Consider the following 13,402-nt stretch of genomic DNA (forward strand, 5'->3'; position numbering starts at 1 on the left):
GTCGCTCGCTCCACGACGAAGCCGCATCAGGAACTGTTTCCCGGCCTGCGGCTTCACCGTTCCGAGGGCTGCGAAACGGCGGCGTGCCCACCCGTGCCCAACAACCATCAGACCCTGCCCCTCCGAAGCTCGGCGCGACGTGACCATCAGAGCGCGTCGAGCCCGTCCTTCACGCTTCGGCGGCGTCGTCGACCAGGACGTTGAGTGAGTAGGGACGAGTCACGGTGTATGCCGGGCTATCCCGAGATCGTCGGGAGTGACTGGCACACTCGGCCCGTGCACTCGCCCTTGGATCCGCACTCCCCCATCGCCGCGTGGGTCGACGAATCCGGGTCCAACCGTGCTCTCGACCCGCACACCTATATCCTCTCGGCCGCGATCTGCATGGCGGAGGACGTCGAAGCAACGCGTGACCAGATGCGCCAACTACTCCTGCCTGGCAAGCCGAAGGTCCACTGGCGCGACGACGAGGACCAAAGGCACGGCAAGGTCACGGCGACCATCGCTGAGTGCTCCTGCGTTGAGCATCTGGTGGTCATCCGCTCGGCCGGCGCACCCAGCAGATCAGAACATCGACGTCGGAAGGCGCTCGAGCTCATGCTGTTCCAGCTCACCGCACTCGACGTCGGCCCCGTGATCCTCGAGTCCCGTGGCCGCAAGGACGGCGCTCGCGACCACGGGCTTCTCGAGCACATGCGTGTCAAGCGACACTTGCTCGGCTCCATCCGCATGGATCACTCCCCCGGCCCCGCGGACCCCATGCTGTGATACCTGACGCTGTCTGCGGCGCAGTGTCCGGGATGCGCTGCGGCCAGCCCACCTACTTCCGACAGCTGGCCGCTCGGATCGACATCCTGGACCTTGAAGCGTGACATGGCGCGAGCCCCAGGCCCCGCGACTGGCAGGATCTCCTGAGGCTCACTTCCGATCCTCACCGCAATGGGATCGGCTTCGATGTCAATCGTACGCGAGGAATCTCAGACGTCACTCAGACGCGTCTCACATGCCCGCCAAGAAGGTCGGGTGGACTGCCAGTCACGCAGTCCCGGAAGGAACTGCAGGCCCTGGGTCGTCAGCCGCCCGAGACGCTTCTGCGCTCGCCGTTCGGGATGGCAAGCGACAAGTGGCCACGCAGACCGTGCCCTGGACTGCAACGACGTCGCTGACGAGTGGCGCCCGACGACGTCCGAGGGCTCGTGACATGCGCGGACGCACCCGTCCCGATGCCCATGGCCACGCCATGGCCCCAAGTTTGCAGGCAGGGACTTCGCCACGGAATCCCTACTACAACAGGCGCGCGGAGGTCCGACGACATGGTTGACGGTTGAGCCCGATCATCGCAACTCTCGTGCAATGCCCGTGCAACGAGGGAGGGGCAGCAGAGGGCACGCTCAGGCCAGGATGGTCTCGCCCCGGCCGAAGCTCACACGCTCGACCGTTGCTTCGACAGGATTCCCAAGCTGGATACGCGGGTTCGATTCCCGTCGCTCGCTCCACGACGAAGCCGCATCAGGAACTGTTTCCCGGCCTGCGGCTTCGTCGTTCCCGAGGCCCGAAACAGCGGGCGTGCAGGGTACGTGCAATAGCGGGTGATGCACGCCCCCCACGGCACAGGAGGAGTTACCCCCTCGGCCGCTCGACTGCCGCGATCAGCCGGGCGACGGCCTCGTCGAGTGGCGCCAAGTCCGTCTTGATGGTGTCCTCGACAATCTGCACTTCGCTCGCGAAGTAGTGATGGACCAGGTTGTCTCGCGACCGCGCAATCGTGCGCCACGGAATGGCAGGCTCCCCTGCCGTGAGTTCTTCGCTGAGGCCCTTGACGGCCTCGCCGATTTCAAGGAGTCGCATCCGCACCGCGTCGAACACGACAGCCTCGCTGAGAGCCCCTTGTGCAACGTGTCACCGGATGGCCGCAATCGCGTCGGCGATGTCATAGAGCCGGTCGAGGTCCGAACGACTCATAGAGCAACCAGGTCTCGTTCCACGCGCCGACGGATGCGCGGCTTGAGGCTTCCGATGGTTCCGAGGTCAACCTCGGCGCCCAGAACCCCTTCCAACTCGGCCTGAATGCCTGCCATGTCGAAGAGGGTCGTCCCGCGGGGGAGCTCGATGAGCAGGTCGAGATCGCTGCCTGGGTGGTCGTCTCCGCGGGCGACGCTTCCGAATATTTGGGCGTTGGTGACGCCGTGGCGGCGCAGCACTTCGCGCAACTCCTCCCGGTGAACTGCGACGAGTCGGCCTGTTGGGCCACTGAGTGGCGCACGAGCCGGTGCCGCAGTCTCGGTCATAGCCCCATCGTATCGGCGTTGCGGCACATCACCGCTTCGCCAGCGTCGGGCACCTGCACCAGTAAGGTCCAGCAGGGCGGACCCGTTAGCCACGATCCGTCACTGTGGACCTTGCGTGCACCCACCCGTGCACTCAGGGCGTGGACGCGGTCAGCAGATGTGTCCCTGATCCCGTCAGCGGGGCCATGACACTGCCAGAGCTCAGTTCCAAAGAAGTTGGCAGTCGACATTCGACCAACCCTCAGGTTCGGGGACGACCATGACCCCATCGACTGTCCGGGTCATCCTGCCGCCGGGGGGCGGGATGCGCAGGCCCAGACCCGTCGATCCCTCGGACGAGGCGTCCGAAGTGGGGGACGTGTGCTGACACGTCGTGCGTTGGGGTCGCGCGACGCGCCCAGCGCGCAGACGAGAGGCGAGGAGGGCATTACAGATGCAACCAATCAGCAGCAGGCACAGGGCTCGTCGAGTCACCACGCTGGCAACGATGGTGACGACCATCGGGGGAACCGGGCTCGGGATCGTCGCGATGAGCGCCGGTGCGGCCGTCGCCGCACCGATGTGCTCGCAAGCGGGAGACTCCGGCTTCACCGCCGCCGTCGTCGCGACGTCGGGCCAGCGCATCGTCGGTCGGCGGGTCAACGCGACGGGGTGCGATGTCGGCATCTATGTCGGCCCTGGCGCCAAGCACGTCAGGATCAGCCGGGTCAGGGTGACCGGGGCCAAGGACGCGGGGATCCTGGTCCAGGACACCTCGCACGTCACGATCACGCGCTCGGTGGTGACCGGGAACGGGTTCGCCTCTCCCGGAGAGCTCCTGCCCGAGGCGTTCGCGATCAGCCTGTTCGGGGTGTCGGACTCGAGAGTCAGCGGCAACACCGTGTACAACAACGGCCGCGGCGGGATCGGCCTCATGGACTACGGTCCGTTCGATCCGGGCCAGCTCGTCACCCACCAGCCGGACCCCAAGACCGCGCCGGTGCCGTCCGACAACGATGTCGTCTCACGAAACCGCCTGTGGGCCAACTACAACGGGTGCGCCATCGTGTTGGCGCCGTTCAACGTCGGCAACCATATGTCGAATGACGTCGTCACCCGCAACACCGTTCGCGGGGTCGGAGCCAACCGGCACGGAGCCGACGTCGGTGGGATCGTCGCGCAGACCAACGGACCGGCCAGCACCGTCAGCAACATCAGGATAAGCCGCAACCGGGTGACCGGCTCGGCCGAGGCGGGCGTCATCGTGCACGCCGCAGCACCGAACTCCAAGACGGTCAACGTGAGCGTGACCGGCAACCGGCTGTCCGGCGACAACTGGGCCAAGGGAGCCGGCCCGCACCCGTCCCAGCCGACCCAGCTGACCGGCGTCGTCGTCGACTCGCTCCTGGAGGGGCCGAACGGGGCACGCGCGATCGACACCGTCGTCGCGCGCAACCGGATCACCGACGAGTTCTACGGGGTCTGGTCCCGGGGCGCGAACGCCCCTGTCGTGCGGCACAACTCCATCCACGTCCTGTCCGGGGGCACCCCGGTCTACCGCGTTCCAGCCCCCTGACGCCCGGTCGAGAGCACCGCACTGACATGAAGCCGTCGGCGGGTGCGGTGCTTGCCCCGCGCGTCGGACCCCTCCCCACGTCAGCCCGCTCAGCGGCATACCTACGAGTGGTATGCCGCTGTCGCCTCGGCAGGCGCCCTTCCGGCGACGCGGGCATAATGTCGGGCATTCGGTCGGACGACGTCAGGGGTATCAGGTGCGTGCGGGAAGACGGATCATCGGCGCAGCAATCGGCATGGTGGCAGCATGCGCTGTCGTCGCACCGGCCGGCGCGGCGCCGGACACGAGGGCGGAAGCCGCCACGACGAGCCCGCAGATCGTCCGGCTGGCGGGCCAGGACAGGTACGAGACCGCCGTCAAGGTGTCCAGCTACCTGAACCCGGCACCCATACCGGACGACGAGGTCACCATCGTCAACGGCACGGCGTGGCCGGACGCGCTGGCCGCGGCGAACCGCTACCAGACCAGCCGCGCCGTGCTGCTCGTGCAGCGGAACCGGGTTCCGGAGGTGACCCTGCGCGAGATCAAGCGCCTCACCCCGCGCCGGATCGTGGTCATCGGGGGGACCGGGGTGATCGACAGCTCGGTCGTGCGCCTCCTCAACCCGTATGCCCCCGACGGAGCACACCGGATCGCCGGCAGCGACCGTTACAAGACCACGGCAGGGGTGGTCGACAGCGTCTTCTGGGGTGAGGAGATGATGCCCCTCGACCACATGGTCCTCGCAACCGGCGAGGACTGGCCCGACGCCCTGACCGGAGCGGGCCTCGTGCCACCGCTCCTGCTGGCCGGGCGAGACACGCTGCCGTGGGCGACCATCGACGCTGCCCGCGGTCAGACGGTCATCGCGGTCGGCGGCACGGGTGCCATCAGCGACGGCGTCCTGAACAACATCTACCTCGGCAACAGGGACCGTACCCGGATCGGCGGGCAGGATCGGTACGCCACGGCCGCCAAGGTGGCCGCTGCCATTGCCTCGCGTCGGGGCGGTGTGCAGGCGCTCTGGTATGCCTCCGGAGAGAACTATTCCGACGCGCTGGCCGCGGCGGGCGCCGTTGTGCTCCTGACCCGTGCCGACTGCGTGCCCCGGGCCACAGACCAGGCCACGCGCAACCTCGGTCCAGAGCGGATCATCGTCGTCGGCGGCCCCTCGGTCGCCAACACGTCGCGGGTCTGCCGCTCCTGAACCGAGCCGCGCACACGCGGGACGCCGGTCCGCCACCCGCACGGCACCACGCCGGCGGCGCGGGATCACTCCGACGTGAGCCGACCCTCGAGCTCCAGGACCCGCGGGAACAGGATGTTGTTCTCCTTGTGGATGTGCTCGTGCAGGTCGAGCTCCATCTCCTCGAGCCCCTTGAGCATGGCCCGGTACGAGTTGCACGCGTCCTCGGGCGCGGCGTACCCGCCGGTGAGCGTGCGGATCTGCCGGAACAGCACCCCGACGGCGTCGTGCTCGGCCCGCAGCTGCGCGACCGGCTCGGCGAACGAGCCGAACGCCGTGAGCGTCTGGGCCCGCTCCACCTTGCTGATCGCCGGGAAGACGACCCGCTCCTCCGTCGTCATGTGCGGGTCGAGGGCGGCGACGGCCTCGGTGTAGGCCGCCCGCACCCCAGCCAGCTCGGGATGCCGCTCCCCGTGCACCGTGTGGACCTTCTCGACGAGGGCCTGCAGCCGCGGCATCTCCTGCCACATGTAGGCGTGGTGAGTGTCGACGATGTCGTGCGCGAGGGCACCGTTGGCCAACGGCTGCGGGCCCGCGACCGGCGTTGCGGGAGCGGCGGGCAGGTCCAGCGCGCCAACCACCTCGGCCAGGTCCAGCCCGTCCTGCCGGGCGGCGTCCGACAGAGAACACTCACCGTGGCAGCAGTAGTCGATCCCGAACCGTTCGAAGACCCGGGCCCGTCCGGGGACCTCGGTGACCAGCTGACCCAACGTTGCGCTCACATCGACAGACATGGCCCCCACGATACGACGCTCGCTGCCCGACCACCCTGCGGCCCGGGGGCTCGACAATAGGTAAGCCTAGCCTTAGTCTGTCGGGGTGATCATGTGCCACTGCGCCGTCGTCAACGACGCGTGCGTCAAGGACGCGGTCGACTGCGGCGCCAAGAGCCTGGGGCAGGTCTGCCGGACCACCGGGGCCGGCCAGGACTGTGGGTCGTGCGTCTTCGCGCTCAAGCGGCTGATCTGCGAGCATGAGCAGGCCACGCACACCACACTCCTGGAGGTCGAAGGTGCAGCCAGCTAGCCCACGGATCACCGAACTGCTCAACGACGCGCTGACGCTCGAGCTGACCGTCACGAACTCGTACTTCCTCAACGCCCGGATGCTCGACAACTGGGGCTTCGGCCGGCTCGGCAAGGTCTTCTACGACCTGTCCATCGACGAGATGCGCGACGCGGACGACCTCATCCAGCGCATCCTGCTCTTCGACGGGCACCCCAACGTCCAGCGCCTCGGCGCGATCCGGACCGGCGAGACTCCTGAGGAGATGCTCCAGCTCGCCCTCGAGAGCGAGCAGACCGCCGTCGCGCAGTTCAACGCCGCGGCCAAGGAGTGCCACGACCTCGGCGACCACGGCACGGCCAACGTCTTCGAGGAGATGGTCCGCGACGAGGAGAAGCACGCCGACTGGTTCGAGACCCAGCTCGACGCGGTCCAGCGCCTCGGCGCGGCGGCCTACCTCGCGCAGCAGATCCACGCGGGTGAGGGCCCCGGGTAGGTCACACCCGCACGCACCCGACGCTGAGCGGCATACCCATGGTGCGGTATGCCGCTCAGCGCGCTCCTGCTCGACCCGGCAGCAGGTGCCCGCCTCCTACGCAAACCGGAGGCGGGGGTTCGGCTAGGGTGGACATCGCTGCGGGTGTAGTTCAGTAGCAGAACATCCTCCCTCCAGGAGGAAGACGTGAGTGCGATCCTTACCGCCCGCTCCAGCTGATACGAGGCGTCCGGACAACCGTTCGGGCGCCTCGCATCGTCTTCAGGGACACCGCCGACGGCACCTGCGAGGACACCTGCGACCCGACACGGCGGGCCCACGGCCCGAAATTCCTGTGGTTTCAACGGGTCAGATGGGGCCGAATGCCGCTACCGTGCTCGGAGTCCGTTTCGCACCAGTTTGAGGTCACTGTGTTCCGATACCGCACTTTCCTGACTCGTACTCCCGCCGCCCTCCTCCCCCTCGCACTGGCCCTCACCGGGACAGCCGCCGTCACGAGCCTCGCCCCGACATCCGCACCACCGGCCCAGGCGGGCCCCGGACCGACACCGGTCCACAGCCGGGTCGACACCCACCGGATGCAGGCCCCGAGCCGGGCCTCCGAGGCCGCCCGCCTGTCCGGCACGGACACGAAAGAGGCTCGCTCCGAGGCCGACGGGCGCACGGTGCACGTGACCTCCGCCTCCCCGCAGGTCGCCCTGCCCCGCCTCGCCGTCGTCGGTGTCACGTGGCGCCAGGGGTCGGCCCCGGGCACGAGCGTCCAGTACCGCACGAAGACCGGCGAGGGCTGGGGCGCCTGGCAGTTCGTCGCCGCCGAGGACGACCACCGGCCCGACCCTGCCGAGGCCGCCGAGGCTGCGCGGCGCATCGGCGGAGCCCGCATGGGATCCGCTCCGATCGTGACGACCGGCGCCGCAGACGTCCAGGCCCGGCTGGTCTCCCCCACCGGTAGCGCACCGGCCGACCCGCAGATCGTCGTCGTCGACCCGGGCACCGCCACCGTGGATGCCGGCGCGACGCCGACCGGGACGGTAGGCAACCGGACCCCGTCGAGCGCCGTCTCCGCCGGCGAGCTCGAGTACGCCCCGGCCGCGTTCAGCGCCGCGGTAGCGTCGAAGCCGACCATCTACACCCGTGCCCAGTGGGGCGCCGACGAGTCGTTGCGCGAGCAGTCGTCTCCGAGCTACGGCCGGGTCGAGGCTGCCTTCGTGCACCACACGGCCGGCACGAACAGCTACACCCGCGACGACGTCCCCGGCATCATCAGGGGCATCTACGCCTACCACGTCAAGAGCCACGGGTGGCGCGACATCGGCTACAACTTCCTCGTCGACAAGTTCGGCCGGATCTGGGAGGGCCGCTGGGGCGGCATGGACAAGGCCGTCGTCGGCGCCCACACCTACGGGCTCAACTCGGACACGTTCGGCGTCTCGGTCCTGGGCAACTACGAGGACGTGCGGCCGACCAGCGCCACGACCACGGCGCTCAGCAAGCTCATCGCGTGGAAGGCGACGATCCACCACTTCGACGTCAGCGGTCGCGTGACGATCTCCGGCAAGAGGTACTACACGATCTCCGGGCATCGCGATGCCAAGGACAACTCGACGGCATGCCCCGGCAGGTACCTCTATGCCAAGCTGCCTGCGATCCGCAAGCAGACCGCGTCGTACCTGCCCTCGGTGAGCCGGTATGCGGGGTCGGACCGCTACGCCACCGCGGCGGCCATCTCTGCCAAGACCTTCGGGTCGGGGGTTCCGGTGGCCTACATCGCCACGGGGGCCGGCTTCCCCGACGCATTGGCGGGCGCGGCGGCGGCCGGCTCGCTCGGTGGTCCGGTCCTGCTGAGCGAGCGCACCAGCCTGCCCAAGACCACCACGGACGAGCTGCGTCGCCTCAAGCCCGGTCGGATCGTCGTCCTCGGCGGGACCGGGGTGATCTCGTCCACGGTCGAGCGTCGCCTCGCGGGCTACGCTGACTCCGTCGCTCGCGACGCCGGCACCGACCGGTACGACACGGCCGCGCAGGTCTCGCGGGTGGCGTTCGATCCCGGCGCCCCGGTTGCCTACGTCGCGACGGGCACGAACTTCCCCGACGCGCTGGCCGCCGGCCCGGCCGGCGGCGTGAAGGGCGGGCCGGTGCTGCTCGTGGGCAGGGACACGATCCCGGCGGCGACGGCCACCGAGCTGCGGCGCCTGGCTCCCGAGCGGATCGTCGTGCTCGGCGGCACCGGCGTCGTCTCGTCCTCGGTCGAGAAGTCCCTGGGCTCCTACTCGTCGAGCGTCTCCAGAGCGAGCGGCTCCGACCGCTTCGGGACGGCCGCGAGGGTGTCCTCGACCACCTTCGGGGCGGGCGCGCCCATCGCCTTCGTCGCGACCGGCGCCACCTTCCCTGACGCCGTCGCAGGTGGGGCTGCCGGCGGCCACCGCGGCGGCCCCATCCTGCTCACCCAGCGCAACGCCGTTCCCCAGGCCACCCTGAGCGAGCTTGCCCGCCTCAAGCCCGAGCGGATCGTCGTGCTCGGCGGGTCCAGCGCAGTCAGCACCGTGGTCGCGAAGCGGCTCTCGACCTACGAGGTGCCCTAGCGCTGCCCGATCACCGCGCTGGGCGGCATATTTCCCATTCCGCTTGCGTTGATTACTGATGAGTAGCATCATTGGTTTACTCATCAGTAACAAGCCAGTGGAGGACGCGATGGGCCACTACAAGAGCAACGTACGGGACCTGGAGTTCAACCTCTTCGAGGTGTTCGGCCGCCAGGAGGTGCTGGGGCGCGGGATCTATGCAGACCTCGACGTCGACGCGGCCAGGGACATCCTGCACGAGGTCTCCCGGCTCGCCGAGCACGAGCTTGCCCGACTCCGACCGCAACCCGCCCGTCTTCGACCCGGCGACCCACTCGGTGACTCTCCCCGAGTCGTTCAAGAAGTCCTACCGCGCCTACATCGACGGCGGCTGGGGCAACCTCGACACCCCGCCCGAGCTCGGCGGCATGGTGGTCCCCCCTTCGCTGCGCTGGTCGATCGCCGAGATGGTGTGCGGCGCGAACCCGGCCGTGCACATGTACTCCGCCGGCTACTCGTTCGCGAACCTGCTCTGGTACCTCGGCACCGACGAGCAGAAGCAGCTCGCCCGGCACATCGTCGAGCACGGCTGGCACACGACCATGGTGCTGACCGAGCCCGACGCCGGCTCCGACGTCGGCGCCGGCCGCACCAAGGCGATCGCCCAGCCCGACGGCACCTGGCACCTCGAGGGCGTCAAACGGTTCATCACCTCGGCCGAGTCCGACCTCGCGGACAACATCGTCCACTTCGTCCTGGCCCGGCCCGAGGACGCCGGCCCCGGCACCAAGGGCCTGTCCCTCTTCATCGTCCCCAAGTTCCACGTCGACCTGCCGACCGGTGAGCTCGGGCAGCGCAACGGCGTCTACGTGACCAACGTCGAGCACAAGATGGGCCTCAAGGCGAGCACGACCTGCGAGGTGACCTTCGGCGAGCACGAGCCGGCCGTGGGCACCCTGCTCGGCGGCGTGCACGACGGCATCGCCCAGATGTTCAAGATCATCGAGAGCGCCCGGATGTTCGTCGGCACCAAGGCGATCGCCACCCTGTCGACCGGCTACCTCAACGCGCTCGACTTCGCCAAGCAGCGCGTCCAGGGCGCCGACCTGACCCGGATGGCCGACAAGGACGCCCCCCGGGTCACCATCACGCACCACCCTGATGTGCGCCGCTCGCTCATGCTCCAGAAGGCCTACGCCGAGGGTCTGCGTGCCCTCGTCGTCTACACGGCCACCCAGCAGGACCTCGTCGCGCAGGCCCAGGGCAGCAACCCGGCCGTGCAGCTCGAGAAGGGCTCGGACGCTGAGCTCGCCCACCGCATCAGCGACCTGCTGCTGCCGATCGTCAAGGGGCTCGGCTCCGAGCGCGCATGGGTCCTGCTCGGCACCGAGTCGCTGCAGACCCTCGGCGGGTCCGGCTACCTGCAGGACTACCCGATCGAGCAGTACGTCCGCGACGCGAAGATCGACACGCTCTACGAGGGCACGACCGCGATCCAGGGCATGGACTTCTTCTTCCGCAAGATCGTGCGTGACAAGGGCCAGGCGCTGCAGCACGTCGCCGCTCAGGTCCAGGAGTTCGCCAAGGACCTCGGCGGCTCGCTCGACGCCGAGCGCGAGCGGCTCGGCCAGGCCCTAGAAGACGTGCAGGGGATGCTCGGCCACATGGTCGGTGACCTGATGAGGTCCGACCCGCGCCTGGGCGGAGAGGCGAGCAACCTCTACAAGGTCGGCCAGAACACGACACGCCTGCTGCTGGCGGCCGGCGACCTGCTCGTCGGCTGGCTGCTGCTGCGTCAGGCCGAGATCGCCCAGCGGGCCCTCGATCACGGCGCGACCGGCAAGGACGCCGACTTCTACACCGGCAAGGTCGCCGCCGCCTCGTTCTACGCGAAGACCGTGCTGCCGAGGCTCGCCGCCGAACGGGCCATCGTCGAGGCGACGGACAACTCGCTCATGCAGGTGCCGGAGGCCGCCTTCTGAGCCGGGCAAGACCTGCCGGCCGAGGCTCGTGAGACCAGGTCACGTGCGCGCCAACAGGCGCCCGGCGCCTGCGACGACGAGCATCCCGACCGACACTGCGGCCGCTATCCAGATCTCGCCCTGGATGCCCGACTCGACCACGCCGTAGGCAGCGTCGGCCACGGCCCGCGCCGCAGGCGGCGTGACGCCAGCCAGGGCCGGGTCACGGGCCAGCGCCATGACCAGCGCGAGGACGCCGCACATGACGAGCCCGCCGACCGCGAGAAGGACCAGGGCGCGGCGCCAGCGGTAGGCCAGGCCGATCGCGAGCAAGGCCAGCAGGATGGTGGCGACCAGCACCCAAGGCCCCCATCGGTCGAGCAGCTGGTAGACCTGCTGGGCTCGGGCCACCTGATCGGCACTCGCGAGCGGGATGCCCACGGTCGGGGCGATGGCTCCGGCGTTCGGCACACCGGCCTGCTCGAGCGCGCGGGTGAGCGGCCCGACCGGGACGCGGACGTTCAGCACGACGCGGCCCTGAGCGTCGACGCCGGTGTCGGCCTCGCCGCTCAGGATCCTGACCACCTGGCCGTGCGCGACCCGGATGCCGGTCGACCAGGCCGTGGCGACCGCCTGGCTCTCGACGATCCGGGCCGCCTGGGCGCGAACCGTCGGCTCGAGGACCCGCCGGACGGGCGAGCGCAGGTTGGCCGCATCGAGGGCAGCCTTGGTCAGGCCGTCGGCGAGCGCCTGCTGGACCTGCGGTTCGTGCACGACCGGAGCCAGCTGCTCGACGAACAGATCCGTCCGGGTGACCGTCTGGCTGGTCCAGTGCGCGAGCAGCGCGACCGGCAGCAGCAGCACCGCGAGCAGCCCGACGAGACCGGCGAGAAAGGACCGCATGATCGAACTCCTCGGGTGAGATGCCGGTTGCCCGGTGGTTGGTCCATCATGGCGCGCGCCACCCACGAGTCGACACCACGCCACTCGGAGTCGGGCCGGTCACACCGCTCTGAGCTCGAGGGTGATCCGGGCGTCGCCGGCCGGGTCGACGACGACGGGGATTCCCCAGTCCTGCTGGAAGAGATGGCAGGCGGCGTGGTCGGGGGCCTCCCCCGTCTCGGGGTCCCCGTCGCACGCGGCGGCCTGGACCGACACGTGGAGCGACCCGTTCGGTATGCCGCTCACCACCTCGAGCGTGCGCGTGAGCCCCCGCGCGCGACCGGCTCCCGAGGCGAGCAGCCCCGGCTCCGGCTCCGGTGCCCGTACCCGGGCCCGGGAGCGTCGGGTGGGAGCGACGGAGCTCCCGGTGGGCATCACAACCTCCGGTCGGCGAGCACCGGGAAGGCCTCGCGCGCCTGGTGGATCGCGGGGATGTCGATCTCGACGCTGAGGACCTGCTCGTCGGCGCCCGCCTCGGCCAGGACCCCACCCCAGGCGTCGACGACCTGCGAGTGGCCGCCCATCTCGTGGTTGGCGTGGGTGCCGGCGGTGTTGCACGCGACGACCGCGCACTGGTCCTCGATGGCACGGGCGCGGCCGAGCAGGCTCCAGTGGCCGACCCGTGGCATCGGCCACGCGGCAGGAACGAGAAAGACCTCGGCGCCCCGGTCGAGCAGGGCCCGGTAGAGCTCGGGGAAGCGCAGGTCATAGCACGTGGACAGGCCGACCCGCACGGGCTCGCCACCGGCGACGGGAACGTCGACGGTGACGAGCTCCGCACCGGGGTCCATGAGCTTGGGCTCGCCCTGCCCGAAGCCGAAGCGGTGGATCTTGCGGTATGTCGCCACCAGCTGCCCGTCGGGCGAGAAGAGCAGCGAGGTGTTCCAGCAGCCGTGGCCGTCGCCGGTCTGGGGGGGACCTGTCTCGACGATGGAGCCGCCGTGCAGGGTGACCCCGGCATCGCGGGCCGCGGACGCGAGCGCCTGGGTGACCGGGCCCCCGACCGGCTCGGCGCGCTCGGCCCAGGCGCGGTAGTCGAAGCCGCCGGCCGACCACAGCTCGGGGAGCACGACGAGGTCGTGCCCCTGCTGCGCGCGGACGAGGGCGGTGGCCCGGGCGGTGCGCTCGACGACCGGCTCACCGTCGCCGTAGCCGAGCTGGATGACTGCAACCTTCATGGCCCCAGCCTCACACGTCCGGCGAGACGATGTACTGCCCGTCCATCCTCATGTCCACCCTGACGATCGCCTGGGGGCGCGACGACAACCCACACCGATCGCACTTCTCGTGGCGCGGCGTTGAGCGGCACCTTGGTTGGGCCCGGGATCGGTGGATGGTGGGTGACGACTTCGAGGATGAGGACGGCCCA

The 13,402-nt window shown here is 69.7% G+C and carries 12 protein-coding genes, 1 tRNA gene and 1 pseudogene; 8 read left to right on the forward strand and 6 right to left on the reverse strand.

The features are described from left to right. Positions 1-276: 276 nt before the first annotated feature. Positions 277-768 (forward strand): hypothetical protein, encoded by a 492-nt coding sequence (locus L0H79_RS15495; protein WP_301485535.1) that lies wholly within the window; start codon positions 277-279, stop codon positions 766-768. A gap of 852 nt (positions 769-1,620) precedes the next feature. Here L0H79_RS15495 and L0H79_RS15500 read toward each other — a convergent pair. Continuing rightward, on the reverse strand, positions 1,621-1,866 hold the full coding sequence (locus L0H79_RS15500) for a DUF86 domain-containing protein (protein WP_301485536.1): 246 nt from the start codon (positions 1,864-1,866) through the stop codon (positions 1,621-1,623). A 92-nt stretch (positions 1,867-1,958) separates the two neighbouring features. Continuing rightward, on the reverse strand, positions 1,959-2,210 hold the full coding sequence (locus L0H79_RS15505; RefSeq protein WP_301485537.1) for a nucleotidyltransferase family protein: 252 nt from the start codon (positions 2,208-2,210) through the stop codon (positions 1,959-1,961). A 565-nt stretch (positions 2,211-2,775) separates the two neighbouring features. On the opposite strand from L0H79_RS15505, the gene L0H79_RS15510 reads away from it, so the two are divergent. Together L0H79_RS15510 and L0H79_RS15515 are read left to right on the forward strand one after the other, a co-directional pair. Then, positions 2,776-3,843: a right-handed parallel beta-helix repeat-containing protein gene (locus L0H79_RS15510; protein ID WP_301485538.1), complete on the forward strand. Its 1,068-nt coding sequence runs from the start codon at positions 2,776-2,778 to the stop codon at positions 3,841-3,843. Between the two features lie 196 nt (positions 3,844-4,039). Beyond that, complete coding sequence (locus tag L0H79_RS15515) at positions 4,040-5,029, forward strand: cell wall-binding repeat-containing protein (RefSeq protein ID WP_301485539.1); 990 nt, start codon at positions 4,040-4,042, stop codon at positions 5,027-5,029. A gap of 65 nt (positions 5,030-5,094) precedes the next feature. Here the strand turns inward: L0H79_RS15515 and ric are convergent, their stop codons facing one another. Then, on the reverse strand, positions 5,095-5,802 hold the full coding sequence (gene ric, locus L0H79_RS15520; RefSeq protein ID WP_301485540.1) for an iron-sulfur cluster repair di-iron protein: 708 nt from the start codon (positions 5,800-5,802) through the stop codon (positions 5,095-5,097). Positions 5,803-5,893: 91 nt separating this feature from the next. Between ric and L0H79_RS15525 the strand changes: the two genes are divergently transcribed. The 5 genes and pseudogenes from L0H79_RS15525 (at position 5,894) to L0H79_RS15545 (ending at position 11,112) form a co-directional block, all read left to right on the forward strand. Further along, entirely contained in the window at positions 5,894-6,094 is a 201-nt protein-coding gene (locus L0H79_RS15525; protein ID WP_301485545.1) for a bacterioferritin-associated ferredoxin, read from the forward strand. Further along, entirely contained in the window at positions 6,081-6,569 is a 489-nt protein-coding gene (bfr, locus tag L0H79_RS15530) for a bacterioferritin (RefSeq protein WP_301485541.1), read from the forward strand. The genes L0H79_RS15525 and bfr overlap by 14 nt, the downstream gene beginning before the upstream one ends. A 140-nt stretch (positions 6,570-6,709) precedes the next feature. After that, positions 6,710-6,783 (forward strand) — tRNA-Gly (locus L0H79_RS15535). 364 nt (positions 6,784-7,147) lie between these two features. Further along, complete coding sequence (locus tag L0H79_RS15540) at positions 7,148-9,151, forward strand: cell wall-binding repeat-containing protein (protein WP_301485542.1); 2,004 nt, start codon at positions 7,148-7,150, stop codon at positions 9,149-9,151. A 109-nt stretch (positions 9,152-9,260) separates the two neighbouring features. Next, positions 9,261-11,112: pseudogene (locus L0H79_RS15545) on the forward strand (acyl-CoA dehydrogenase). A 39-nt stretch (positions 11,113-11,151) separates the two neighbouring features. On the opposite strand, the gene L0H79_RS15550 reads toward L0H79_RS15545, so the two are convergent. From L0H79_RS15550 to L0H79_RS15560, 3 genes are all read right to left on the reverse strand, one after another. Further along, on the reverse strand, positions 11,152-11,994 hold the full coding sequence (locus L0H79_RS15550) for a hypothetical protein (RefSeq protein WP_301485543.1): 843 nt from the start codon (positions 11,992-11,994) through the stop codon (positions 11,152-11,154). A gap of 99 nt (positions 11,995-12,093) precedes the next feature. Next, positions 12,094-12,408, reverse strand: coding sequence for a hypothetical protein (locus L0H79_RS15555; protein WP_367652479.1), 315 nt, complete (start codon positions 12,406-12,408; stop codon positions 12,094-12,096). Further along, the gene (locus L0H79_RS15560; RefSeq protein WP_301485544.1) at positions 12,408-13,211 is read right to left on the reverse strand and encodes a carbon-nitrogen family hydrolase; all 804 of its coding nucleotides are present in this window, start codon (positions 13,209-13,211) and stop codon (positions 12,408-12,410) included. The genes L0H79_RS15555 and L0H79_RS15560 overlap by 1 nt, the downstream gene beginning before the upstream one ends. Positions 13,212-13,402 lie beyond the last annotated feature (191 nt).

This window comes from Intrasporangium sp., assembly GCF_030452765.1.
GTDB lineage: Bacteria > Actinomycetota > Actinomycetes > Actinomycetales > Dermatophilaceae > Intrasporangium_A.

Bases quoted from the DNA above. Each gene is read 5' to 3' on its own strand.
- L0H79_RS15510 (WP_301485538.1), top strand. From the start codon at position 2,776: ATGGTGACGACCATCGGGGGAACCGGGCTCGGGATCGTCGCGATGAGC.
- ric (WP_301485540.1), bottom strand. From the start codon at position 5,802: ATGTCTGTCGATGTGAGCGCAACGTTGGGTCAGCTGGTCACCGAGGTC.
- L0H79_RS15525 (WP_301485545.1), top strand. From the start codon at position 5,894: ATGTGCCACTGCGCCGTCGTCAACGACGCGTGCGTCAAGGACGCGGTC.
- L0H79_RS15540 (WP_301485542.1), top strand. From the start codon at position 7,148: ATGCAGGCCCCGAGCCGGGCCTCCGAGGCCGCCCGCCTGTCCGGCACG.
- L0H79_RS15550 (WP_301485543.1), bottom strand. From the start codon at position 11,994: ATGCGGTCCTTTCTCGCCGGTCTCGTCGGGCTGCTCGCGGTGCTGCTG.
- L0H79_RS15555 (WP_367652479.1), bottom strand. From the start codon at position 12,408: ATGCCCACCGGGAGCTCCGTCGCTCCCACCCGACGCTCCCGGGCCCGG.
- L0H79_RS15560 (WP_301485544.1), bottom strand. From the start codon at position 13,211: ATGAAGGTTGCAGTCATCCAGCTCGGCTACGGCGACGGTGAGCCGGTC.